14 protein-coding genes are annotated in these 26,926 nt (G+C 37.2%); 7 read left to right on the top strand and 7 right to left on the bottom strand.

What is annotated here, in order from left to right:
- Positions 1-77: 77 nt before the first annotated feature.
- From FJR37_RS03325 to FJR37_RS03295, 7 genes are all read right to left on the bottom strand, one after another.
- A complete protein-coding gene (locus FJR37_RS03325) occupies positions 78-1,334 on the bottom strand; it encodes a glycosyltransferase (protein ID WP_039204165.1) in 1,257 nt (418 codons plus the stop codon).
- Positions 1,335-1,635: 301 nt separating this feature from the next.
- Positions 1,636-2,895: a glycosyltransferase family 2 protein gene (locus FJR37_RS03320; protein ID WP_039204164.1), complete on the bottom strand. Its 1,260-nt coding sequence runs from the start codon at positions 2,893-2,895 to the stop codon at positions 1,636-1,638.
- 86 nt (positions 2,896-2,981) lie between these two features.
- On the bottom strand, positions 2,982-3,449 hold the full coding sequence (locus FJR37_RS03315) for a DUF2141 domain-containing protein (protein WP_039204162.1): 468 nt from the start codon (positions 3,447-3,449) through the stop codon (positions 2,982-2,984).
- 356 nt (positions 3,450-3,805) lie between these two features.
- Positions 3,806-4,768 carry a glycosyltransferase family 2 protein gene (locus FJR37_RS03310; RefSeq protein ID WP_039204160.1) on the bottom strand — a complete coding sequence of 321 codons (963 nt, stop codon included), beginning with the start codon at positions 4,766-4,768 and terminating at the stop codon, positions 3,806-3,808.
- A gap of 24 nt (positions 4,769-4,792) precedes the next feature.
- Positions 4,793-5,797, bottom strand: coding sequence for an NAD(P)-dependent oxidoreductase (locus FJR37_RS03305; protein WP_168465289.1), 1,005 nt, complete (start codon positions 5,795-5,797; stop codon positions 4,793-4,795).
- Between the two features lie 195 nt (positions 5,798-5,992).
- Complete coding sequence (devC, locus tag FJR37_RS03300; RefSeq protein WP_039204157.1) at positions 5,993-7,171, bottom strand: ABC transporter permease DevC; 1,179 nt, start codon at positions 7,169-7,171, stop codon at positions 5,993-5,995.
- Positions 7,172-7,336: 165 nt separating this feature from the next.
- A complete protein-coding gene (locus tag FJR37_RS03295; RefSeq protein WP_039204155.1) occupies positions 7,337-8,548 on the bottom strand; it encodes an ABC exporter membrane fusion protein in 1,212 nt (403 codons plus the stop codon).
- A gap of 1,713 nt (positions 8,549-10,261) precedes the next feature.
- Here FJR37_RS03295 and FJR37_RS03290 point away from each other — a divergent pair.
- From FJR37_RS03290 to FJR37_RS03260, 7 genes are all read left to right on the top strand, one after another.
- Positions 10,262-15,613 carry a type I polyketide synthase gene (locus FJR37_RS03290; RefSeq protein WP_168465288.1) on the top strand — a complete coding sequence of 1,784 codons (5,352 nt, stop codon included), beginning with the start codon at positions 10,262-10,264 and terminating at the stop codon, positions 15,611-15,613.
- 215 nt (positions 15,614-15,828) lie between these two features.
- Positions 15,829-17,559, top strand: a complete 1,731-nt coding sequence (locus tag FJR37_RS03285) for an SDR family NAD(P)-dependent oxidoreductase (protein ID WP_168465287.1) — start codon at positions 15,829-15,831, stop codon at positions 17,557-17,559.
- A 303-nt stretch (positions 17,560-17,862) separates the two neighbouring features.
- A complete protein-coding gene (locus FJR37_RS03280) occupies positions 17,863-19,215 on the top strand; it encodes a polyketide synthase (protein WP_168465286.1) in 1,353 nt (450 codons plus the stop codon).
- Positions 19,216-19,219: 4 nt separating this feature from the next.
- A complete protein-coding gene (locus FJR37_RS03275) occupies positions 19,220-22,534 on the top strand; it encodes a type I polyketide synthase (RefSeq protein WP_168465285.1) in 3,315 nt (1,104 codons plus the stop codon).
- Positions 22,535-22,745: 211 nt separating this feature from the next.
- Positions 22,746-24,413 (top strand): PfaD family polyunsaturated fatty acid/polyketide biosynthesis protein, encoded by a 1,668-nt coding sequence (locus FJR37_RS03270; RefSeq protein ID WP_027403733.1) that lies wholly within the window; start codon positions 22,746-22,748, stop codon positions 24,411-24,413.
- A gap of 2 nt (positions 24,414-24,415) precedes the next feature.
- Positions 24,416-25,930 carry a thioester reductase domain-containing protein gene (locus tag FJR37_RS03265; protein ID WP_168465284.1) on the top strand — a complete coding sequence of 505 codons (1,515 nt, stop codon included), beginning with the start codon at positions 24,416-24,418 and terminating at the stop codon, positions 25,928-25,930.
- A gap of 194 nt (positions 25,931-26,124) precedes the next feature.
- Complete coding sequence (locus FJR37_RS03260; RefSeq protein WP_039203012.1) at positions 26,125-26,916, top strand: SDR family oxidoreductase; 792 nt, start codon at positions 26,125-26,127, stop codon at positions 26,914-26,916.
- The last annotated feature ends 10 nt before the right edge of the window (positions 26,917-26,926 follow it).

The raw sequence follows: 26,926 nt of genomic DNA, 5'->3' as shown, positions 1-26,926 counted from the left end.
CCCCCTACCCCCCCTACCTCCCCTACCTCCCCTACCTCCCCTACCCCCTCTCCCGTCATTTTCGGGTTGACAGACTACTAGATATCTACTTGGCGACGGATATTAACCAATTCGTAAAGCTTATTTTCAAACTTTTGGGTACAAGCTGACCAATCAAATTCTAGAATCGAGGGACGTGCTTGTGCAGTCAATTGATTTTTAAGATCAGGATCTTCGAGTATGGTAATTACCTTTTGGGCAAAGTCTTCAGGGCTATTAGGTGCAGCTAAAAAACCATTTACTCCAGAAATAACCTGTTCAGCGGTTGAAGGGGCAACAACAGCCACTACGGGAGTTCCAGAAGCTAAGGCTTCGTTGGTTGTGGTACAGAAATTTTCGGTGACAGAAGGGTTGACAAATATATCTGCTTTTGCAAACCAACCTAAAAGTTCTTTCCCATGAGATTCACCCCAAATTGTGACACCATTGGGGAATTTTTCAGCACGACGGCGAATTTCTGCATCTAGGGGACCGCTACCGACAATTACTAAATGGACATCGGGAATTTTGGCAGCAATGAGGGGATAAATATCTAAAAGTTGATTGACATTTTTTTCTGGGGTAATGCGTCCCACAAATAAAATAGTTGGACGTTTATCATCAGGAATTGGATCATAACAAATATTGCGAGGGTGAAATTTTTCGCAATCAATTCCTTGATAGGGTAAATATTCGCTACGTTGCGCTCTTAGTTTTTGGTATTTAGTTAATTGTTCGCGGGAAGAGAATAAACTTAAATCGTAAGTTTCACTAAATTGTTTAACTAAAAGTGGTAGGAGGGGACGAACTAGGTTAAAGAATGTATTTCCAAAATAATATTGGATATAGGCAATGATATCTGTATGGAAAATTGAAATAATGGGTGTTTTGGTTTTTTTGGCATATTGTACTCCCACAGAACGCCCATAACCTTGTAGGAAGCCAGAATATAAACCTCTCATTTGTGGGGCTTCTTCAACAACAATAATATCGGGTTGAAAGTGATTAAGTAGTTTTGTATCACTCCAATGACGATGGTTTAATGGTTGGGGTAAAGATTTATAAAATATCAGTGGTTCCGTCGGGAATGAATAGGAGGAAAAATTAATAAATGTTTCTAGTTCTTCTATTCCCAACATAGGACGATTTCCCACTTGTTTAGGATATTTATTATTGATTTCTGGGTGAACTAGAAAAACTTCATGTCCTTGTTTTAATAGCCAGTGAACTCGTTGATGAACGGCGACAGAAACTCCGGTTAAAAATGGGGCATATAATCCTGTAAATAAAGCGATGCGAAGAGGTTTATTTTTCATGACTTTGAGGAAATATTTTTTGCAAAAATAGATTACTGATGCGCTGGTTTATAATAATTGTTGAATTGGGAATTTTAGATATTGAAGTGAAATAAAAAATCTAAAATTTCCCTATTCTCTTAAATAAATATGTTGGGTTTTCTCAACCCAACCTAAGTAGGTGAGCGTTGAAAATTGTCGTTATGGCAAGGCAAAAGGCAAGAGGCAAGAGTGAAGAGGGTTTGGGCGATTTTACATTTCTTTACACAGTTTGGTTTTATTGTGTTCACCTACTTACATTTAGTTAGCCGAGCAATATTACTTAAAGAGATGCTTTGGGATCAATTGGTTGATCTAGCCATTGGTAAGGACGATATTCAATTAACCGAATATTTTCACGCCCTTTAATGCGATAAGTAAGTCCACGCCAAGTAATTGTTGATACCCACAAAGAAGATAATATTGTTAACCCGTAAACCCATTGTGTTAGGGGAATAACTATCAACATTTTTAGGATGATTAAAGGCGACAATTTGGGTATTTTTTCACCTTGATTGTGCAGCACTTTATGTATGCCAAATTCCATCAATAGCATTAGCAGGACTAAGCCAATGGTATAGGAAATATAGGCGGAAAATAGCAAGGCGGCTGCGTCCCATTGAGCCTCAATCAATAGCTGAAAAATAACGATGATGACTGCATTGGGGACGATGATACTAGAATATGCTTCACTGATTATGGCTAACCACCGGGGATGATAAAGTTTAGAACCAATTATTAACCTTTTTAATGATTCTAGTAAGTTACGTAGACTACTTTCCTCCCGATTTAGCATCAATAAAGAAGGAATAAATTTGATTTGTAACTTTTCTTGCTTGATAAGTTTATGGAGAAGCATATCATCTGTTAATACTTCTCCCCACTTATCTAAAAGGTTGATGCGGTTTAATACTTCTGTTTTGATTGCTAATGTTCCACCCCAGGGAATTTGAAAGAGAAACATTTGCACTACGGTGGAAACGTTACCAGAGTAGCGAACTAATGAACCCCAATAATTACCTGTGGGAAGATACCAACGATTTCCTGTGGTGAGTCCAACTTGATCATCAATAAGGGGGGTAACTAATTCCCGTAACCAATTAGGATGAGCTACAGTATCAGCATCTATAAAAGCTATAATTGGATAGGCATTATTCAAATCAGAAACAGCTTGAACTAAGGAACTGCATTTAAGGCTACAATTATGACGAACTGCTCTTAATGTGCTAATTTCAACGTTGGTTGCACCTAGTTGATTGATTGTTTCGGTGGCAATTTTCAAAGCTGGATCTTCTTTACTGTCAATGATCAGCTTTAAATCGTATTCTGGGTAGTTTTGTTGTAAGAGCGATCGCAAACAATTAGGTAAAAAAGGATCAGCACCCCGTAAACAGAGGATTACTGCCGTTTTTGGTAATTGTTCATCTGGTAATGACTTGGGTTTGTGTGAACGTAAATACCATAAAAATACTAACGTTAAACAAGTTTGAATTACCAGCCAGCCGAACAAAGACTTAGATAGAAATATCATAAAATCTGGCATTATTTCTATAGTCTTAGAAGGGAGTCAGTAGGGGCGGGGTTTCTCCGCCCAATAGTCAGAGGTGAAGAGTTATGTCTAATTCCCAATTAGGGATCAAGAGAATACTTGAGAAAGATGTTAATGGTAGTATTCTTGTCAACTTTGAAGCTGGAATTATTGAACTTAGGTGAGCCAGTGCTGATAGAAACAGTAGGATTTTTAGAAATTCCAAAGCCCTCTTGAGGAATTCCGAAAAAGTCTTTATTGAGTTTGCGATCGCCATTTTGATCATCAACTACAGCTACAGCATAAGTTCCCGGTTTTAATCCAGAAAATACCCGCTTTATAGAACTACCTGTAATTTTAGTACAACCACTTTTAACTTCACTTTTAGCATTATCGGGAAATCCTTTTTCAGAGTTATAAACTCTCATACAAATTTCCCCAGTTTTGTTAGTAATACCATTAACAACCACAGTTAAAGATCCTGTTGATTCAGCATAGGCTATGTCTGTGAAGTTAACAGTTAGTAAAGTAGCAAGCAAGAAATTACTAACTTGGAATATTTTCAACATAGATCAATATTTCACCCGTAATAAGTTTAGAGGAATTTAATAGTAGTTTTTTACTACTAAAAGTGATTTGTTGTCCAATAAATTGCTAAGTAATGGGACAGAATTAATTACACAACTGATTTTTCTGTTCCCTGTTCCCTGCGATGCACTGAGCTTGTCGAAGTGTTCCCTGTTCCCTCTCTCAACGAGTGAATTTAATTTTGTCCGACTAAGTAGGTGAACACAATAAAACCAAACTGTGTAAAGAAATGTAAAATCGCCCAAACCCTCTTCACTCTTGCCTCTTGCCTCTTGCCTTTTGCCTTGCCATAACGACAATTTTCAACACCAACCTACTTACTTAATATTGCTATAGTTCAGGTTTGATAACTAAACTTACGCAAAAACAACATTTTGGCAGCCATTAAGAAATCTTTCACCAATAACCATTCTGTACCTGATAGCTTTTTAGCGATGCTGATATGGCACAAAATTTGCTCATACCAATTAAGTTGACTATGATGAATAGAAACCCAATATTCCTGTAAAATTCGCCAATGAGGTAACAAAATTTTTCCCTTATTCGTTGAATCAAACCAGACTGCATAATCATAAAAATTAGGCAACATATTCAATGAATACTGGGGATTATTTTGATTAAATGACAAATAATCAGGAAAGAACATACTCAGGGATTGTTGAGGATGGATTCTCGCAAAGAATAGATATTCGGGAATTTCATAAAATTTTCCCAGCATCCCCAGCCTTAATAATAAAATTCCATCTGCATTCCCATAACCACCCATAGGAGGTATTTGTCTTAATGAACTACTGCGAATAACTCCATAAATTTGATAACACAAATGTTTAGTTAGTAATTCATGAAATCTTTGATGAGCTTTTAGAGAATTAGTATTGAGTTTAATGTCATAATTTTGGATAAATTCTCCCTGCTCATCAATAAAATATGTGTGGGAGTGACATAAAATGTATGTTGGATCTTTTTCCAATACATCCATACATTTCTCAATAAAATCGGGGGCGTGCAAATCATCATAAGCAGCCCATTTAAAATACTCACTGTGAGATAATTCAAAAACACGATTGAAGTTACAAGCACAACCAATATTAGTTTCATTACGATAGTAACGAATCCGTTGATCTTGGGCTGCATAAGTCCTACAAATAGCCTCAGTATTATCTGTAGATGCGTTATCCGAGATAATTAACTCAAAATCAGAAAATGTCTGTGCTAATAGCGAATCTAGGCATTTTTCAAGAAATTTCTCCCCATTATATACAGGTAATCCAATACTTAACTTTGCTTGAGAGTTATTCATGCACAAATTCCTAAAATCTAGGTATTATTTCATTAATTTTTGAAGGTCAGTTTTTTGCAACCATTCATGAGTGCGGCGCATTCCTTCCGCTAAATCAACCTTAGCTTGGTAATTCAAAACACTTTCTGCTTTAGCAATAGAATAGGCATAGGGACGACTCATAAAATCAACTGATTCTGGCAGAATATCTGCCTTTTTCCGAAATAGTTTTTGCCCCTGAAGACGCACTTTTAGAAATAATTTCATTTCCTCTTTAGGTAAAGACATTGGCGCTGGTAAATTTTCCAATGATGCTAAATGAATAAAATACTCCTTCCAAGAAGTTTCTTTACCATCGGTAATATTAAAAACCTCTCCATAAACCGATTTTTCTATAGCTAAAAAGATGGCATCAATTAAGTTATCTACATATAGATGATTCATTACACCCTTGCCTTCATTAGCATAGGCAAATAATTTTTGTCTCATCATCTGAATCGGGCGGACAATCCAAGGCAGACTTCCTGGCCCATAAACATCACCAGCCCGAATCACAATTACTCCAAATTCTGGAGCATTATTGAGTTTTAAAACTTCGATTTCCGCCTCAATTTTTGTTTGACAATAAGCATTATTTTCCCCAGACAGCACACCTGATTCTGTGACTTTATCTGAGTAATCAAATCCATATACTAAGGCAGTCGAAAGATGAACAAATGTCTTCACACCAGCTTGTTTAGCAGCCTTAGCAATGGTTACAGTACCGCTGACATTTATTTCTCTAAAATGCTTAATATCCCCCGCTTCTTCGGCAAATTGAGCGTTATGTAAAACTATATCTACTCCCTGACAAGCTTTCGAGCAAATTGCTGGGTCAGTGATATTACCGACAAAAATTTCTACGCCTAATTTTTGGAATGTTTGATCTTTAACTGGAGAACTTTGAATACCTTTAACTTTCATGCCTTGCGCTACAGCTAATTCGGCTGCACGTAAGCCAATAAATTCATCAATTCCAGTAATTAGCAGAGTTTTATTTTGTAAGTTCATGGGGATGTAGATAAGTGTTCGGTAATGAAAAAGTTATACAATCTAAGTTGAAAAATTGCGATTAAATGCAACTACGAAGTATTGTATTTGCAAAAGCATTTTACCGTTGTGAATAACATTAAACTTCTATCTTTAGTTGGTGTTAATTTGCTAAATATTTAGCAGAAGTTGATTAATTTGAGATGCAACAAATTCCTAGAAACTATCAGCCGGATCAGCAGAACGAAGTTTATTAATAGCTAAAGCTCCAGAGGTAATGCAAATTAAGACTGTAGAGACTAGAACAAGTAAGGCATTATTACTTGTCATCATGATGGGTAATTTAGTTGCCCTCATAGCAAAATCATATAAACCAATAGAAACAATAAAACCAGGAATGTAACCTAATAATGCCAAGATTATTGCTTGTTGAAAAACCACATTCAATAAATATCCATTAGCATAACCAATAGCTTTTAAAGTTGCATAGGCAATAAATTGAGTAGCAATATTGCTATACAAAATTTGATAAACAATTACCACACCCACAACAGAAGCCATGATGAGCATCAGATTAAGAATAAAACCAATGGGGGTTCTAACCGACCAATATTGTCTTTCAAAAGCGACAAATTCTTGGCGAGTAAATATTTGAACGTCCTTTGGTAAATTGGCTTTTAAATTTGCTAGAACCCGTTTTATATCCGCACCATCTTTGAGTTTAATCACTCCCATATCTATTTTTTCAACTGGACGGCTATTAGGGTTGATTCTTAGAAAAGTTGAATCACTCACAATTAAATTACCATCAACACCAAAGGACGGTCCTAAACTAAATAAACCACCTACTCTCACTCGATAACCTTTGACAGCATCAAAGGGAAAGATTTCAATTGCTTGTTTAATATTTCCTTGATTAAATAATTCTGCTATTGGTCCAAATTCTGGACGGGCATCTCTATCAAAGAGCATAACATCAGGAATTTTGAGTTTATCCAAATTTTGTTGGACTTCTGGAATATCTAGTACGGATTTTCCAGGGTCAAAACCAATGACATAAATTGAATATTTCTCACCACTGACAGGATTTTTTAATTTTGCAAATTGCAAATAAATTGAACTAACGGAATCCACGCCATCAAAACCTAAAGTTTGGTATAATCGAGTCCGAGAAAAACTTTGAATTGCTGTCAAAGATTTATATTGAGAACTAACTAAAAATAAATCACCGTGCAATCGTTGATGTAGTGCTGTGGCGCTAGAATATAGTGCATCTTGGAAACCAAGCTGGATGAACATTAACAGGACAATGAAGCCAATTCCGGCTACAGCTATTACAAAACGAAGTTTCTGTTGGGCAAGCTGTAGCCACCCTAAAGGAATTTTGATATTCATATTATTTGTTAGTTGTTAGTTGTCAGTTGTCAGTTGTCAGTTGTCAGTTGTCAGTTGTCAGTTGTTAGTTGTCAGTTGTCAGTTGTCAGTTTTAGAAAATAACTAATAACCAATAACTAATAACCAATGACCAATGACCAATGACCAATGACTAATAACCAATGACTAAATCTGGATAGCAACATCAACTTGTAAGTTAGTTAAGCGAGATATTTTTTGACTATCGGTGGAATCATCAATAGATATTTTGACTTCAATTACTCTCCGGTCTGCGTCAGAATTGGGATTAATACTAAAGATGCCTTGTTTATCAACTTGCCAACCAACTTCTCTAACAGTTCCTTGTAATTTGCCAGGAAATGTAGTGCTGGTAATGATAGCTTTTTGTCCAACTCGAACATTTTGAATATCGGTTTGATATACTTCTGCTAGAACCTGCATTTTTGACGTATTACCAATTTCTGCAAAACCAGAAGTACCAATTACTTCGCCATTTTTGGTGTGAATTCTTAAAATTGTGCCGTCTATAGTAGAAGTAATATAAGTTAAATCATGGTCAGCTTTTGCTTGTTTAATTGCAGTTTCTGCACTTTTAACTTCAGTTTTTGCTAACTCTACATCTACAGTCCTGACTTCCTTAAGACTATTAAGTTTGAATTTTCCTTCTTTAAGTTGATCTTGTAATGTGTCTTGTGTGCGTTTGAGAGTAGCTTCGGCTTCTTTTAACTGCTGTTGTGTGGTTTTGAGAACTAACTTTTTAGTATCAGCAACAGAAGCAGAAACAGCACCAGCTTTTGATAATTGTTGATATCTGTCGCTCTCTTTTTGTGCATTTTCGACTTCAGCCTGAATGCGGTTGATTGTTGCTGTTTGAGCCGCAGCGTCTCCTTTTAATTGGGAATTTAATCTAGTAATTGCGGTTTTTTGAGCATTGATATCTCCAGTTTTTGCTCCAGCTTGTACCTGTGCAAGTTTAGTTCTGGCAATTAATAATTTATCAAATGTTTGTTGGATAGCTGCTTGAGAACGAGCATAGTTTTCTAGATAGGCTAATACTTGTCCTTTTTTAACATTATCTCCTTCCTTTACCAATAATTTTTCTACGCGAACACCATTGACAGAATTAGGAGCAGATAAATAAGTAATTTTATCTTGTGGTTGTAATCTTCCTAAAGCAGTTACGGCAACTTTAACAGGAGTGGATTGAGATTTAATAACGGAACTAACAGCAGGAGTTTGAGTTTGAGAATTGGTCTTTAATTGATGGAAAATGTATAAAGATACTAAACCTGTAGAGAAAGTTAGAGAAGTTGCTAGAATTATTCTCCATTTTAATGAAGTCAGGTTGAATAGTTGGCGTTCTTTATTTACTGCCATATTTTTATTCCAATGGTATTATTTCGGAAAAATACTTGTCACTCAATTTTGGATTGACTCCAACCTAAAGTGTAGAAGCTCGAAAATTTTAGATTTGGGATTGACGATTGGGGACTTGTACCAAGTTTTTTAATCTAAAATCTAAAATTCCCAGTCATGTTTATAGACTTATTCTCTGTTGCTTTTAGATCAGAGATATGTCTAATTATTTATGTATGAATTGTTATCAGCATTTTAGCTGTTATAAATACCCAAATTAGCGGTTTTTTACTTACAATTATCTATGGCTAATGCCACGCTATGCTATCAATTTTATGTTGAGTTGCCATTTGATTAAGTAGCCTAAAATACGATAGCTTTAAGGAGAAATAAAAATCTGCACTGCCCAAGTTGTGATGATGCTAATAACTTAGGTAAATCAATAAACTTACCTGTGATTATCCCAAATAACTTGGATATTGTCAACTAAATTTAGTCGTTTTTATCAAGAAAATCCTTGACTAGATACTATATTTAATTACTCATAAATTAATTTAAAAATCTGTACTTTTTTTAGCAAATTATCGTAAATAGATGCTAATTGTCCATATTTCATCACAATTGATATGTTTACAGGTTAATGTTCAACATCCCATAAATTAATGTTTGGTTTATAAATAACCAATTATCTATAAAAGGTAAGTTATCTTATAAATTCATCAAAAACAAAGACTTGATTATGATAGTTTGCTCAAAAAAGACCCAATTATGTTCAAATGTTGGCTGTGTGATTTATTTATAAGTTACTTATAAGACAATTTAACTGCAACTCTTGAATTATCAAGCTAAGATTGATATTAAACCCGTAATTACTCAGGATATGTTATGGATAAATATAGTTCTGAATTATACTTGGCTAATTATGTTTTATTGACCATGAGGTAATTTGACAAATATTTTCTCCCAAAAATTAGCAAAAATGAACTATTCCGTTTTCATAAATTGTGCTAGTCTTTTTATTAATTCAACATTTATAGATGAAAGATAAATTGTTGATTTGATTTCCATTAACGGAAGAAATACTAAAATCCATGCAGTTTTTTACAGTAGGATTGCCTAAAGAAACAAAACCTATCCCTGAATAAACCGGGGTTTTGGATCTCACTAAGTTAGCAACTGCTAGATGATTGAAAACCTGTTTAAGTATTTTTTCACTATTCACAAAATTCTCCACAGAGTGTTTATTATTTTTGTAACGATTTTGGCAGCTTTGATCAGTCTAATCATCTAAAATAGGTTATCCTGGACTTTCAAAACTGGCAATTTCTATATCAACATACACAACGTTGTTATCCAATAGGTAAAACATTGAATGAATACGAGATAAAACCACTTCAGTTTAAGTATGTCCTTTTGCCAGTTATTAACACAATGTAATTGACACTTTTTATAGCGGTAATCACGCTTGGTGCAATATAATCGAGGGCGCAGGCCCTGCGCCCCTACAGACTTTACAATTTGCTGACTGGATCTCATTTTCACAAGTTGAGTATTTTCTAGTATTTATTCACGAATACAAGGTTCTAAAATTGTGGAAAAATATCCAAAAAATACTCAAAATTTTGTCAAGTCAAGCATTTAAACTTACCTGCGGCGCGAACGAATGCAGATTGGATAACTATCTGTTAATAGTCTGCTGCACAATTCACGGTACTCAAAATTAGTCTATGTCCTATGTCTTGCCCCCCTCAAAAGATAGACACAATAAAAAGTTCTTTGACGGAATTAGAAGCCCAAGTTAATAGTTTTGAACAGGCTGTGCTGAAGTTTATAGAGGAAGGAAAAATGAATTCAGGAAACTTAGAAAATTCGATAAATTCCATGTCAACGAACGAAATTAATAGAAAACTGCACACAACTCCTATAGCTATTATTGGCATGGCTTCTTTAATGCCTCAGTCGAGAACATTAAGGGATTACTGGCAAAATATTGTTAATAAAATTGACTGTATTACGGATGTTCCTTCTAGCCATTGGAGTGTAGAAGATTACTATGATCCTAATCCGAGAACAGCAGAAGATAAAACTTATTGTAAACGTGGTGGTTTTATTCCTGAAGTTGATTTTAATCCGATGGAATTCGGAATTCCTCCCAGCATTTTAGAAGTTACAGATGTTTCTCAACTATTAAGTTTAGTAGTTGCTAAAGAAACAATGGAAGATGCTGGTTATAGCGACTCCCGTGAATTTAGCCGCGAAAATATCGGCGTGATTTTGGGTGTGGCTATGGGCAAACAATTGGGAATGCCATTAGCTGCCAGATTAGAATATCCAATTTGGGAAAAAGTTCTCAAAAGCAGTGGTTTATCTGACGAAGATACCAAAAAAATCGTTGATAAAATCAAATCTGCTTATGTGAAATGGGATGAAAATGCTTTCCCTGGAATGTTAGCAAATGTGGTTGCTGGCAGAATTGCTAACCGTCTCAACTTTGGTGGTACAAACTGTGTAGTTGATGCAGCTTGTGCTAGTTCCTTTGGGGCATTAAAAATGGCCATTAGTGAATTAGTTGAACATCGTAGCAACATGATGTTAACCGGTGGAGTAGACACCGATAACACCATCATGGCTTACATTTCCTTCAGCAAAACTCCGGCGGTTACTCCTAGCGATAATGTGAAACCATTTGATGCTAAATCCGATGGCATGATGTTAGGTGAAGGCATTGGGATGATTCTCCTCAAACGCCTAGAAGATGCCCAAAAAGATGGGGATAAAATCTATGCGGTAATTAAGGGAATTGGTACTTCTAGTGATGGGCGTTATAAGAGTATTTATGCCCCTAGAAAAGAAGGACAAGTTAAAGCCTTAGAACGAGCTTATGATGATGCTGGTTTTTCTCCGGCAACTGTGGGTTTAATGGAAGCACACGGTACAGGGACAATGGCTGGAGATCCGATAGAATTTAGTTCTTTGCAGGATTTCTTTGGGAAATTTGACAGCCAAAAACAACATATTGCTTTGGGAAGTGTGAAGTCGCAAATTGGACATACAAAAGCTGCTGCTGGTACTGCTAGTTTAATTAAAACTGCTCTAGCTTTGCATCATAAAGTATTGCCAGCAACTATCAATATTACTGAACCAAATCCCAAATTAGATATTGAAAATTCTTCCTTTTATCTAAATACTCAAACTAGACCTTGGATAAAGGCAGAAGGTGAAACTCCTCGACGGGCGGGGGTGAGTGCTTTTGGTTTTGGTGGCACAAATTACCACGTTGTTTTGGAAGAATACGAACCGGAACAACAAAGTTCCTATCGTTTACATGGTGCTGCGGGTGAGGTGCTGTTTTTTGGTGCTACTCACGCGGAATTAATTAGCAAGTTAGAAGCGACTTTAAATAATTTGCAAGCTGATGATGGGGAAAGATCCTATTCCCAATTAGTTCTAGATTGTCAATCTCTAACTATTCCTAAAACTGCGGTCAGAATTGGATTTGTATCTGAGAATTTACAAGAAGCTTGTAAGTTGCTGGAAGTGGGAATTGGTTTATTAAAAAGTAAGCCTGATGCAATTTCTTGGGAACATCCTCAAGGTATTTATTACCGTGCTACTGGCATGGATTTAGGTGGAAAGGTTGTCGCTTTATTCTCTGGACAAGGTTCTCAATACTTGGAAATGGGACGAGAGGCGGTGATGAATTTCCCCAGCTTGCGACAGTTATATGGGAAGATGGATCATCTGTTCAAGCAAAGCAATTTGCAACCGGTTTCTGAAGTGGTTTTCCCTCGTTCTACTTTTGATGAAGTTGAGAAAAAAGCCCAAGTTGCAACTTTGCAAAGAACCGAATATGCACAACCGGCAATTGGGGTGTTTAGTGCTGGTTTGTATGGAATTTTGCAACAGGCTGGTTTTAAGGCAGATTTCACCGCTGGTCATAGTTTTGGTGAATTAACGGCTTTGTGGGCTGCGGGAGTGTTGAGTGAGGCTGATTATTTGTTCCTAGTGAAAGCTAGAGGACAAGCAATGGCCGCACCCAAAGACCCAGATCATGATGCTGGTAGTATGTTAGCGGTGAAGGAAGATATCAGCAAAATTGAACCGGTGCTGAAGCAGTTTCCAAAAGTAAGTATTGCTAACTTTAATTCTCCTACCCAAATTGTTTTAGCAGGACCAAAGTTAGAAATTCAAAAAGTTCAAGATGCTTGCGAAAAGTTAGGATATAGTGCGATTTTATTGCCTGTGTCTGCGGCTTTCCATACTCCGTTGATTGCCTTCGCACAAAAGTCTTTTGCTATTGCGACTAAGTCGGTAACTTTCCAAAGTCCGCAAATTCCGGTTTTTAGTAATGTCACTGGTAAACATTATCCGCAAAATGCAGCGGCGATTCAAAAGAATTTAGAAAGCCATTTGGCTAGTTCGGTACTGTTTAAACAGGAGATTGAAAATATCTATGCTGCTGGTGGTTATTGCTTCGTAGAATTTGGACCAAAACGGGTGTTGAGTAACTTGGTGAAAGATATTTTAGGCGATCGCCCCCATCTTACCATATCTCTCAATCCCAGCGCCTCCAAAAACAGCGATCGCTCCCTCAGAGAAGCAGCCGTCCAATTGCGCGTTATTGGCATGAATTTGGGCAATCTTGACCCCTACAAACTTCCTGCCATACTTTCCCCCATTGCCACCAAAAAGACCCTCAGCGTCAAATTAACTGGCATCAACTACATTTCCGACAAAACCAAAAACGCCTTCAAAGAAGCATTACAGGACGGACACAAAATCATTAGGGGCGCGGGGCCCGCGCCCAATATTTCCGAAATCGCGCCCAATATTTCCGAAATCACACCCAATATTTCCGAAATAGAAACCCCTGTAATTGCCAGAATTGCTCCAACCAACGAACATAACGGCAACGGTAACGGTAACGGACACAAAAAACAACCCCTCATTGAAACCCAGTTCCAGCTACAGCATCAGATGACTACCACTGCAACCATTCAAAAACAATCCAGTCCAGAACTGTTCGCGCCCCAATCCAGCGAGAAGATGCAAACACCAGATAAACTTATAAATTGCCAACAAATTCTCACCAGCTTAGAACAACTTCTGAGCCAGTTCCAGCACAACCAAAGCGAGAATTTAGAAGTTCACAGCACCTATCTCAACCATCAAATAGAATACGCCAAAACCTTCTTCCAATTAATGCAGCAGCAAAACACCTTATTTGCTAATGCTAAATCCTCCGCCCAAGCTGCTCAAATTAAGCAAGTAATCATGGAAAGCTTAGAGCGGAGTATGATTCAGTTTCATTCCCAACAAAGTGAAACCCTCCGTATTCATGAACAATATCTGCGGGAACAGATAGAATATACCAAACACTTTTTCCAACTCATTCAAGAAGAATATTCTCAACTTATTTCTGACACCCAAGAAATAGCACCTGCAAATGTTAGTGTTACTCCAGAAGAAGCACCTGTCCCTCCCACAGCCACCATTATTCCCTCTCAACCATTACCAGTAATTGAGCCAAAAGTTCAAATTGCAGAACCTGTAATTGCAGCACCAGTCATTGAACCTGAACCAATTATTATTCCCCAGTCCCCAGTTGTATTTATCCCAGAACCCACACCTGTAACCAGCAACTTAAATCTGGATGATCTAGCTAACAACCTCTTAAGCATTACCAGCGAGAAAACTGGTTATCCTATCGAAATGCTAGAACTCGATATGGATATGGAAGCCGACTTAGGAATTGACTCCATTAAACGAGTAGAAATTCTGGGAGGATTGCAGGAATTATATCCCAACTTGCCTAAACCCAACCTGGAAGAACTGGCAGAAAAACGTACCATTGGTCAAGTTGTCGAATATCTGGTAAAAGGTGACAGGTTACAGGTGACAGGTGACAGTTTAGAGGTAAAAGAAGAAGTAGAAGCAAAACAGGTTACAGAAGAAGTAATACCAGAACCAGTTTCCATTCCCCAGTCCCCAGTCCCCAGCAACGAATATGCAGATTTAGGACAAACCCTGTTAAACATCACCAGCGAAAAAACAGGTTATCCAGTCGAAATGCTAGAACTGGACATGGACATGGAAGCCGACTTAGGGATAGATTCCATCAAACGGGTAGAAATACTCGGAGCAATGCAGGAAGCGTATCCTGACTTACCCAAACCCAATATAGAAGAATTAGGCGACCTCCGGACAATCGGGCAAATCGTTAACTACCTCCAATCACTGGTGGGAGGTGAAAAAAAAAAGCCGCACATTGATGTTAACCCGGTAACAACCACCAGCGTAGGGGCGCAGGGACTGCGCCCTCTCCTGGATTCTCTCACCCCACCCCCCATCGTAGACCCTAATCTTCCCCGTCGTCCCGCTCAACTTAAAACCTTACCCAGACCAGATTTTTTAGAAGCGCAGTTACCCGAAGGACACATTGGTTTAATTACTGATGATGGTTCTTTAACTACTAGCAAAGTAGTCCACGCACTGATAGAACAAGGTTGGAAAGTTGTAGTTTTGAGTTTCCCCCAATCATTAGTTGCATCGCAATTGCCATTACCCACAGGTGTTACCCGCGTCACATTGGCAAATATGAGTGAACAACATCTGCAATTATTATTGCAAAGTGTGACTACTAAACACGGACCGATTGGGGCATTTGTTCACCTACATCCTCAATTTACTCCTGAAAAACCTGGACATATTTCCTATCCAGAAGCAGAAAAGGCAATTATTAAACAAGTGTTTTTAATGGCTAAACATCTGAAAGCAACTTTGAATAATGCCGCATCTTTACCAGGAAAAACCAGTTTTTGTACAGTTGCCCATCTTGACGGTGAATTTGGTTTAGGACATCAAACTAATTTTAGTCCAATTAGTGCCGGTTTGTTTGGTTTAACAAAAAGTTTGCGCTGGGAATGGCCACAGGTATTCTTCCGAGCGATTGACCTAAATCCCACTTTAGATCCTCACGAATCTGCCCAATATATTGTGGCTGAATTACATGATTCTAATCGCTATATTGGCGAAGTTGGTTATGGTGATCAAGGACGGGTAACGCTGGTGGCAAAAAGTGAGTAATGTCTAAACTGTGATTTGTTTGATTAGTCAATGTCTAAACTATGATTTTTTTGATTTCTTTGATTTTTTTGATTGAGTTACTTGTTTATTTATCAATCAATTAATCATCTTTATAAAACAAATCCCACAAATCATAGTTCCGACATTTTCATCAAACAAATCACATAAATCATAGTTACGACATATTAATCAAATAAATCCCATAAATCATAGTTATGACTGCAACTGTTCAAGTTAGTCCATCTTCTGTCTTTGTTGTCAGTGGTGGCGCAAAGGGAATCACTGCTCAATGTACTATTAAATTAGCTCAACATCAACGTTGTAAGTTTATTCTTTTAGGTCGTTCAGAAATTACCACAGAACCCGAATATGTTCGTGATTGCGTGGAAGATTCTGCTTTGAAAAAGCGCATTATGGAAAATTTGATTTCTCAAGGTGAGAAACCAACACCCATGATGGTACAAAAGATATTTAATCAAATTCATTCTAGTCGAGAAATTAAGAAGACCTTAGCAGCTATTGAAGCGACAGGAGGAACGGCTGAATATATCAGTGTTGATGTCACCGATACTGTAAAATTGCAAGCTAAATTACAAGAAATTTCTGATAAAGTTGGTCAAATTACCGGAATTATTCACGGTGCTGGTAACTTAGCCGATAAGTTAATTGAAAAAAAGACAGAAGATGATTTTGAGAAAGTTTACACAGCCAAAGTTCAGGGTTTAGAAAATCTCCTCAATTGTGTTAATCCTCAGCAGCTACAACATTTAGTATTGTTTTCGTCCGTGACTGGATTTTATGGTAATATTGGTCAAAGTGATTATGCGATCGCTAACGAAATTCTCAGTAAATCAGCCCACTTAATGAAACAATATAACCCCAATTGTCATGTAGTGGCAATTAACTGGGGTGGTTGGGATAGTGGCATGGTGACACCACAATTAAAAAAAGCATTTGCAGAAAGAGGAATTAGTATTATTCCCGTAGAAGTTGGGACACAAATGTTAGTTAATGAACTACATCCAGCCTATCAAGATCATCCACAAGTTGTGATTGGTAGTCCCATGAAACTACCACCTGCTCCTTTAGGTTTAGAACTTCGTAGCTATCGTATTCGCAGAAGAATGACATTAGCAGAAAATCCATTTTTGCATGATCATACAATTGCAGGTTCACCAGTTTTACCAGCAACCTGTGCTAAATCATGGATGGTAAATGGCTGTGAAGAAATTTATCCAGGTTACACATATTTCAGTTGCCAAGACTTCAAAGTTTTAAAAGGAATTACCTTTAATTCTACCTTAGCTAAAGAACATATTCTAGAAATCCAAGAAGTTGCCAAAGTTGATGGTGATTTTGTCGAATTTCAGACCAAAATATTGAGTAAAACCCCCGAAGGTAGAACTCATTATCACTTTAGTTCTCTGATAAAACTGGTAAAAAATATGCCAGAAGCACCCATTTATGAAGCAATGGATCTCAGAGAAGATAATATCGTCACTGATACAGCCAAAGACTTCTATCAAAATGGTGATTTATCCCTATTTCATGGTCCCGCATTCCAAAAAATTACCAAAGTTTTAAATATTAGCTCAGAAAAACTCACAGCCGAATGTTGTTGGCAAGAAATCACAGCCAAAGAACAAGGACAATTTCCCGTAAAATGGCATAACCCTTACATCATTGATTTGAGTACCCAAACATTATGGCTATGGTTAAATTATATCCATAAAGAAGTTTGTTTACCCGGACAATTAACATACTGTGAACAATATCTAGCAGTACCATTCAACGTCCCATTTTATGTTTCCTGTGAAATCATAGCCAAAACCGACACAGGTGCAACAGTCAACTTCATTATTCATGATCATCAAGGAAAAATCTACTCCAAAATCTTAGGAGCAAAAGCCGTAATTTGGCCAATGAAAATGTTAAATAAACAATAGAAACATACGACTTTTGTTTTTGGTGAATATGAATTTATTTCACGCAGAGGCGCAGAGTCGCAGAGAGTAAGTCCTAGAGAAATATAATTTTCTATTGTCTTCTTTCTTCCTTCTTCTTCTCTTCCTTCTTCGTGTTCTTCGTACCTATCCCTACGGGACGCTACGCGAACGTGGTTCATTTCTCTTAATTATCTTCCTGCGTCCATAAATCCATAAACATTGGGGAATCGCGTAAATCCTAAATAACATAGGGAAAAGAGTAATAATATCTCGTTCCCTCATCCCCCAATGAGGATTTCAAAAGTGGAAAAAATAGCAATCATCGGGTTATCTTGCCTATTTCCCGATGCGAATAATCCTGAAGAATTTTGGCAGAATCTCACCGCAGAAAAAGATTCCACATCATCTATAACTGTAGCGGATTTGGGAATAGATCCCGCTATATTCTACGATGAAATCAAAGGTAAACCGGAAAAATTCTACTTTCAAAAAGGTGGATTTATCCGCGACTTTAAATTTGATGCCAACGAGTATAACTTACCTGCGGCATTTGTTGAAAGCTTAGATAATACCTTTAAATGGTCATTGTACGCTGCCAAACAAGCCATCATTCAAAGTGGCTATTGGGGAAATCAAACTGCACTTGCCAAATGTGGCGTAATTTTAGGAGCTTTAGGATTACCAACCAAAGCTTCTAATCAATTATTTGCTCCTATTTATCAGCAAAATATTCAACCTGCAATTGGTGAACTATTACAGGAAAAAGACTTTCATTTAGGAGGTTTATCAACCTCTACAAAAGTCTCTCCATACAATGCTATGGTTTCCGGTTTACCCGCTGCCATAGTTTCCAAAGCATTTTCTCTATCTGCAACTCATTTCTGTATAGATGCTGCTTGTTCGTCATCATTTTACGCCATTAAATTAGCATCCCATTATCTACAATCTGGCAAAGCAGATTTGATGTTAGCTGGTGCTATTAGTTGTGCAGATCCATTATTTGTGAGAATGTTATTTTCTGGTATTCAAGGATATCCAGATAATGGCATTAGTCGTCCTCTCGATAAGTCATCACGCGGGTTAATTACCTCCGAAGGCACAGGAATGGTAATGCTCAAAAGACATAGTGATGCTGTTAGAGATGGTGACAAGATTCTGGCAACAATTTGTGGTAATGGACTATCTAATGATGGTAAAGGTAAACACCTTCTTAGTCCTAATCCTCAAGGGCAAAATCTGGCATATCAAAGAGCTTATTCAGAAGCTAAACTTAACCCCGAAACTATTGATTATTTAGAGTGCCATGCTACCGGTACTCTATTGGGAGATACCACCGAATGTAACTCAATTGAAGGCTTTTTTAGTCCATATAAAGCAGCACCATTAGTAGGTTCAACAAAAACAAATGTTGGTCATTTACTAGTTGCTGCGGGCATGGTAGGCATAACCAAGACAATTTTAAGTATGTCTCATGGGGTTATTCCTCCAACTATTCATGTGACTCAACCCATAGGTTCTGAAAATAATGTTATCTCTCCACAAAACATTGTCAGAACTCCGACTAAATGGCCAAGTCAAGGAATTAAAAGAGTAGCTTTAAGTGCGTTTGGTTTTGGTGGAACAAACTCTCATATTATTCTAGAACAGGGGAAGTAAGCAAATGAATATTCAGCAACATAAGACTGCAAAGATGGCAATTGTGGGCATGGATGCCTTTTTTGGAGAATGTCAAGAATTAGATGCCTTTGAGAGCAGCATTTACGATGGAAAACAGCATTTTATTCCTCTGCCAGAATCAAGATGGCATGGTATTAATGAACAAGAAACTTTACTGCGAGAGTATGGGTTAGAAGCAGGAAAAGTCCCCCAAGGAGCGTATATTGATAATTTTGAAGTTGATACTTTAGCTTACAAAATTCCTCCTAATGAAGTTGAAAAAATCAACTCTCAACAACTTTTATTATTAAGAGTTGCTGACCGCGCCCTCAAAGATGCGGGACTTTCACCTAATAGCAACGTAGCGGTAATTATTGCCGCAGATACAGAATTATCTGTACACCAACTCCAGCAAAGATGGAATTTACCTTGGCAAATTAAAGATGGTTTAAATGGTGCAGAAATTGTTTTATCACCAGAAAAGATCAATCAATTAGAAGGCATAGTTCAAGATAGTATTCACAATCAAGTTGAACTTAGTGAATATCTCAGTCACGTTACCAATATTATGGCTAGTCGGATTTCCTCTTTATGGAATTTTTCTGGTCCATCTTTTACCATTAGTGCTGTCGAAACAGCCGCTTTTAAAGCCCTAGAATTAGCGCAAATGCTGCTAGATACCCATGAAGTAGATGCTGTAGTTGTGGGTGCTGTTGACTTAGCAGGAGGTGTAGAAAATGTCTTATTGCGAAGTCAATTTGGCAAAATTAATACAGGAGTCAATACCTTAAGTTTTGACGAAAAAGCCAATGGTTGGAATGTGGGAGAAGGTGCAGGTGCAGTTGTTCTTAAACGTCATGATACAGCGTTAGCAAATAATCAACGTATCTATGCAGTAATTGATGGTATTAGCATTGGTCAATCTTCCTCAATGGCTGTAGATAGCCATACCATTACCCAAGTATGTCAACAAGCTTTTCAACAAGCCGGCATTGAACCCACAAAAGTCAATTATTTGGAAGTCTGCGCTAGTGGTATCCCCGCAGAAGACGAAGCCGAAATTAACGGTATCCTCCAAGCTTATCCCTCAGTAGGAGATGGTTTACACTGCGCTATAGGTAGCGTTAAAGCTAATATTGGTCATACCTTCGTTGCATCTGGAATTGCCAGTTTAATTAAAACTGCACTGAGTATTTATCACAGATATATTCCCGGAACTCCTAATTGGTCTGGTGTGAAAACACCGCAAGTATGGGAAGGTAGTCCTTTTTATGTTGCCACAGAATCGAGACCTTGGTTTTTGCAAAAAGAGGTCAAATCTCGAATTTCCGCGATTAATAGTATTGGTTGTGACGGTTCTTTTGCCCATATCATCTTATCAGAAGAAACCGCACAACCAGAACGTACCAGCACATATTTAGAATCAAGACCTTTGCATTTATTACCCATTGCCGCAGATGATCAATCTAGCTTATTAGCAGCATTGGATCATTTGCAAGCAACAATTGAAAATGCTGATTCTCTCAAAAATATTGCAAGTCAAACCTTTGTTAAATTTCAACAAAATTCTGACAGCAAATATACACTTTCCCTAACTGGACGCAACCAAAAAGAATTAATTAAAGAAATTAATTCTGCGAAAAAAGGTGTAACTAATGCCTTTGCAAATGGTAAAGATTGGCAAACTCCCATAGGTAGTTATTTTACACCCAAACCCCTGGGTAAAGATGGAGAAATTGCCTTTGTTTATCCCGCTGCTGTTAATACTTACCTGGGTATTGGTCGGAGTCTTTTCCGTTTATTTCCTAAAGTCTTAGATGATGTGATTATCAAAAGTCTTGACGAACGGGCTGCGGATGTTGAAAAATTGGTATTTCCGAGAAGTTTGAGTAAATTGTCAACTCGACAATTAGAAATTCTAGAAAAGAAATTGTTAGATGATTCTCTGGCAATGTTTGAAGCAGAAGTGCTTTTTACCAGATTAATCTCCACAATTATTACTGAGGATTTCCAAATTAAACCTAAATATATTTTCGGATATAGCTTAGGTGAAACTAGCATGATGGTTGCTCAAGGAGTATGGAGTAATTTTTATGAAGTCAGTCACACATTTAATTCATCAGCTTTATTTGGAGACAGATTATCTGGTCCTAAAAATGCTGTCCGTGAGTATTGGGGACTACCAAAAACTGACATAGTTCCAGAAAATAAGTTATGGGCTAACTACGTTCTCATGGCTAGTCCAGCCCAAGTTAGAGAATGTTTAAAAAATGAACCTCACGTTTATTTGACACAGATTAATACAGCAGAAGAAGTATTAATTGCCGGAGAACCAGCCGCGTGTGAACGAGTAATTAAAACCCTGGGTTGTAATTCCTTTCCTGCTCCTTTTGATCATGTAATTCATTGTCAAGCAATGCAATCAGAATCTCAAGAATTGGAAAAATTATACACTATACCAGCGCAAAGAATACCCGGAATTAAGTTTTATTCTGCGGCTGAATATCAATCAATTGAACTTGATAGCCAAGAAATTGCCCACAATATTGCTACAGGGTTATGTCAACAACTCGACTTTCCCCGCTTAGTTAATCGCGTTTATGGTGACGGGGCAAAAATATTTATTGAAGCCGGCGCTGGTGGTATTTGTTCACGCTGGATAGATAAAAATTTAGCTAATCAAGAACATCTTACCGTATCCCTAAACCGACGCGGTACAGATGACCATAGTTCCCTAATTAAAGCATTAGCAAAACTATTAAGTCATCAAGTCAAGTTGAATCTAGCTCCTTTATATAACCTATTCTCAGAAAACACTCAACAAAAAAAAGCTGCACTGAGGAAAGTTACATTAGGTGGTAGTTCCATGACTGCTGCAATTTTAAATGCAGAAAATCGCCAAATTTTTGCTAATAACCAAAAGCAAACAATTTCTACTCAGCCAGAGTATAAAATAATTAATTCTCTACAGACATCCGAGAAAATAGCACCCACAGAGATTTACTCCAAACCCCAACCAAAGCTACAAAAAAATACCATAAAAACGATCATGGAGAACGGTTTGGAATTGTCAAAGAAACTAAAATTCTTTGAGTCAACAAAAATCTTAAAGCCAAACATAAATCAAGAATCTGGTGAAAAAATTAGCATGAATGATTTAAAAAAAGCTCAGTATCAAAACTTGAGTAACAATACTGCCAAATTAACTAAAACTCACACAAACTTCTTAGCAGCTAGACAGGATTTTAGTCAGCAAATGAGCGAAATTATTCAATTGCAACTAGCTTGCGCTCAAAACTTACTCAAGGAAGAGAAATAATTCACTTAGTGTTAAGTGTAAAACTCTTTTTTAACTAACCACAGAGGCACAGAGGACACAGAGGGAAGAAAAAATGCTTAACTGAACTGTGTTCAGAAATGGACTGAAAATTACACTGAGATGTAATGTTCTTTCTCTGCGCCTCTGCGCCTCTGCGTGAGCTAGATTCTTCATTTCACATCCTTTGCTTATAAATTGAGGAATAATTACCGTGACAACAATCGAGACGGTACTAAGTAAACATGATAATGGACTGGGTTTTTTCACCTGTAATCACCAAAACCAAATTTGGAAGGGTTCATTAGATTGTGTTAGCTTTGAAAAAAGTGCTATCAAAGATAAACTATTAACATCAGATAAACCTTGTTATATTATTAAAATAGCTGGGAAAATCGGTGCTACTAATGATGGTTATTTATCATCTGCTGATAATGCTTTATCTGGACAAGCAGAACTTTTAATATCACTCCCTCCCCTACGTTTACAACAACTTGGCGACCCTAGTTTTCTCGCCGCTTATGGTGTAAAATATGCCTATATGACAGGAGCAATGGCTGGGGGTATTGCTTCTGAAGAAATGGTAATTGCACTCGGAAAAGAGAAAATTTTAAGTTCTTTTGGTGCAGGTGGTTTACTTCCAGAACGCTTAGAAACTGCGATTAATACTATTCAAGAAGCGTTACCTAGTGGTCCTTATGCTTTCAATTTAATTCACAGTCCTAACGAACCAGCTATTGAACGCCGCGCTGTAGATTTATATCTGAAATATGGTGTCAGAACTGTAGAAGCATCAGCATTTTTAGACTTAACTCCTAATATCGTTTATTATCGAGTTGCTGGGTTAAGATTAAATGCAGCTAATCAAATTGATATCCGAAATAAGGTAATAGCTAAAGTTTCCCGTCGAGAAGTTGCCACTAAATTTTTACAACCAGCACCGGAACGAATTCTCAAAGAGTTACTTCAGCAAGGACTAATTACCGAATTGCAAGCTAATTTGGCTAGACAAGTGCCAATGGCTGATGATATTACCGTTGAGGCTGATTCTGGTGGTCATACAGATAATCGTCCTTTAGTATGTTTATTACCTTCAATTATTGCCCTCAGAGATGAAATTCAAGGGCAATATAATTACTCAGTTCCTATTAGAATTGGCGTGGCTGGAGGCATTGGTACACCAGAAGCAGCTTTAGCTGGTTTTATGATGGGTGCTGCTTATATAGTGACTGGTTCAATTAATCAATCTTGTGTGGAATCTGGCGCTTGTGAACATACTAAAAAGTTGTTAGCACAAGCAGAAATGGCAGATATGACAATGGCTCCCGCAGCCGATATGTTTGAAATGGGAGTCAAATTACAAGTTCTCAAACGGGGGACAATGTTTCCCATGCGAGCGCAAAAACTATATGAATTGTATCGCACTTACGACTCTATTGAACAGATTCCCTCAGCAGAAAAAGAGAAGCTAGAAAAACAAATTTTTCGGAAAAGTCTTGCGGAAGTTTGGGAAGGTGCAGCGGCTTATTTATCCCAAAAAAATCCTGAAAAATTGGGTAAAGCTGTTAATAATCCTAAATTGAAAATGGCTGTCATCTTTCGTTGGTATTTAGGATTATCTTCTCGGTGGTCTAGCACTGGTGAAAAAGGTCGGGAAGTTGATTATCAAATATGGTGTGGTCCAGCTATGGGTGGTTTCAATGACTGGGTGCGTGGTTCATATTTGTCAGAATATAATCAGCGTCATGTTGTTGATGTTGCTGACCAAATTATGAGGGGGACAGCATTTTTATATCGTAGTCACAGTTTAAAAATGCAGGGTTTACAAATGCCTACTTATTACAGTCAATATCAACCAATTCCTTCTACATTGGAGAAGTAAAAATGAGTTTAAAACAGTCTTGTACTTCTGAAAGTATTCAATCATTTCTAGTTTCCCATCTCGCGGAAGTTGTCGGAGTTGAAACCGCAGAAATTGATGTTGATGAAAACTTAGAAAATTATGGTTTGGATTCTGCTCAAGCCATGATGATCATTAGTAAATTAGAGGAATTACTAGGTTTTAAACCTTCTCCTATTTTACTTTGGCATTATCCTAATATTGCGGCACTTTCCCAACGATTGTCAGAAGAATCTAGTAATGGTTCTCAGCTACAAGATGCAGGTTCTGGAACAAATTCCCCTGTTAGTTTTGCTCCTCCTCTTCTAGATTTAGGTGCGGAAGCTGTTCTAGACCCCACTATTCAACCCATAGGCACTGCTGTTTCTGTTACTAACCCTAAAAACATCTTTTTAACCGGGGGAACAGGTTATTTAGGTGCTTTCATTATCAAGGAATTACTAGAAGTATCGGACGCAACTCTTTATTGCTTAGTCCGTGCTAGTAATTTGGAAGAAGGTAAAAGCAAATTAGCAAATAATTTGCAACAATATGGCATTTGGCAAGATCATTATAGTGGCAGAATTATTCCCATTATTGGGGATTTAGCACAGCCACATTTAGGAATTAATGCAGAACAATTTCAAAATCTAGCTGCTAATATTGATACTATTTATCATAGTGCAGCTTTACTGAATTATGTTTATCCTTACTCAGCATTAAAAACAGCGAATGTTTTGGGTACACAGGAAGTTTTGCGTTTGGCTTGTCAAACTAAAGTTAAGCCATTGCATTATGTTTCTAGTGTGGCTGTTTTTGAATCCAGTGCTTATGCTGGTAAGTTAGTTAAAGAAGATGATGATTTTCATGATTGGGAAGGTATTTTCCTCGGTTATTCCCAAACTAAATGGGTGGCAGAAAAATTAGTAAAAATTGCTGGTAGTCGAGGATTACCTATTACTATTCATAGACCTCCTTTAATTTCTGGAGATAGCCAAACCGGGATTTGTAATACCCATGATTTCATCAATTTGATGATTAAAGGTTGTCTGCAAATGGGTTCTTTCCCTGATGTAGATTATATGTTGGATATGTCTCCTGTTGATTATGTGAGCAAATCTGTTGTTTATCTTTCTCGACAAGAAACATCAGTAGGTAAGGCTTTCCATTTACAACATCCCCAACCTGCTTCCTTAAAATCTTTAGTTGATTGGGTGCGTTCTTTTGGATTTTCACTGAAGATGATTCCTTATGAAGAGTGGCAAGCAGAGTTAATTAATAATGTCACTTCTCAAGACAATCCATTATATACTTTGCGACCATTTTTACTAGAACGTTGGTCTGATGAACAAATCACCATTCCTGATTTGTATTTACAAGCAAGAAGACCAATTATCAGTTGTGAAGCAACTCTAGAAGCACTCAAAGGCAGTTCCATTGTTTGTCCGACCATTGATTCTCAATTGTTGATGACTTACACATCTTACTTAGTACAAACTGGTTTCTTAAGTCTTGCTTAATATCAATTTTTGGTTAAGCTGCATATAATTATGAAATCCAGAATTTATCCGTATTTATCCGCGTTCATTTGCGTTTATCTGCGGTCAATTATTCTGGAAATCTTATTATATGCAGCTTAATTTTTATTTGTTATAATGTAAGGGTGTTGGCACAATTTATCAATGCTAACTCCAGCTAACTCATCTTTCTTAAAATGAACATAAAACGTCAGGGAACAGTTTTGATTACGGGTGCAGCTAATGGTATCGGTTATCAATTAGCTCGTATTTTTGCTCATAATAATTATAATCTAGTCTTGGTAGATAGACTAGAAGAAAAAATCACAAAAATAGCTGTTGATTTTGCAGAAGAATTTGGAATTTCTGTTAAACCTATTATTAAAGATTTATCTATATCTATATCTCCTGAAGAAATTTTCACAGAATTACAAGAATCTGGTATCAAAGTTGATATTCTGGTAAATAATGCCGGGTTTGGTACTTATGGGTTATTTAATGAAACTAATCTCAAGACTGAATTGGAAATGTTGCAGGTAAATTTAGTTTGTCTGACCCATTTAACTAAGTTGTTTCTCAAAGAAATGGTTAAACAAGGTCATGGCAAGATATTAAATGTTGCTTCTGCGGCTGCATTTCAACCAGGTCCGTTAATGGCAGTGTATTTTGCCACTAAGGCTTATATTTTATCATTCTCAGAAGCGATCGCTAATGAATTAGAAGGTACAGGTGTCACCGTCACAGTTCTTTGTCCAGGTTCAACTGCATCTGCTTTTCATGAAAGAACCGGCATGGCAGATTCTAAAATGCTGAAGGGGAAAAATATGATGGATGCGGAAACTGTGGCTCAGATGGGCTATGATGCGTTAATGAGAGGAAAGACAATTGTTATTCCTGGGTTTATGAATAAAATGATGTCAAAATGTGTGAGGTTTATTCCTAGAAAACTTGTCACAAAGATTGTCAGAAGTATGCAGGAAGAGAAGTAGGGGTTTAGGA

The sequence above is a fragment of the Aphanizomenon sp. UHCC 0183 genome (genome assembly GCF_009712065.1).
Lineage (GTDB): Bacteria > Cyanobacteriota > Cyanobacteriia > Cyanobacteriales > Nostocaceae > Dolichospermum > Dolichospermum heterosporum.
Note: the sequence above shows the minus strand (reverse complement) of the source record. Positions and strands in the feature narration are given on the sequence as shown.

Bases quoted from the DNA above. Each gene is read 5' to 3' on its own strand.
- FJR37_RS03275 (WP_168465285.1), top strand. From the start codon at position 19,220: ATGAATATTCAGCAACATAAGACTGCAAAGATGGCAATTGTGGGCATG.
- devC (WP_039204157.1), bottom strand. From the start codon at position 7,171: ATGAATATCAAAATTCCTTTAGGGTGGCTACAGCTTGCCCAACAGAAA.
- FJR37_RS03325 (WP_039204165.1), bottom strand. From the start codon at position 1,334: ATGAAAAATAAACCTCTTCGCATCGCTTTATTTACAGGATTATATGCC.
- FJR37_RS03305 (WP_168465289.1), bottom strand. From the start codon at position 5,797: ATGAACTTACAAAATAAAACTCTGCTAATTACTGGAATTGATGAATTT.
- FJR37_RS03285 (WP_168465287.1), top strand. From the start codon at position 15,829: ATGACTGCAACTGTTCAAGTTAGTCCATCTTCTGTCTTTGTTGTCAGT.
- FJR37_RS03260 (WP_039203012.1), top strand. From the start codon at position 26,125: ATGAACATAAAACGTCAGGGAACAGTTTTGATTACGGGTGCAGCTAAT.
- FJR37_RS03315 (WP_039204162.1), bottom strand. From the start codon at position 3,449: ATGTTGAAAATATTCCAAGTTAGTAATTTCTTGCTTGCTACTTTACTA.
- FJR37_RS03310 (WP_039204160.1), bottom strand. From the start codon at position 4,768: ATGAATAACTCTCAAGCAAAGTTAAGTATTGGATTACCTGTATATAAT.
- FJR37_RS03265 (WP_168465284.1), top strand. From the start codon at position 24,416: ATGAGTTTAAAACAGTCTTGTACTTCTGAAAGTATTCAATCATTTCTA.
- FJR37_RS03320 (WP_039204164.1), bottom strand. From the start codon at position 2,895: ATGCCAGATTTTATGATATTTCTATCTAAGTCTTTGTTCGGCTGGCTG.
- FJR37_RS03295 (WP_039204155.1), bottom strand. From the start codon at position 8,548: ATGGCAGTAAATAAAGAACGCCAACTATTCAACCTGACTTCATTAAAA.
- FJR37_RS03290 (WP_168465288.1), top strand. From the start codon at position 10,262: ATGTCTTGCCCCCCTCAAAAGATAGACACAATAAAAAGTTCTTTGACG.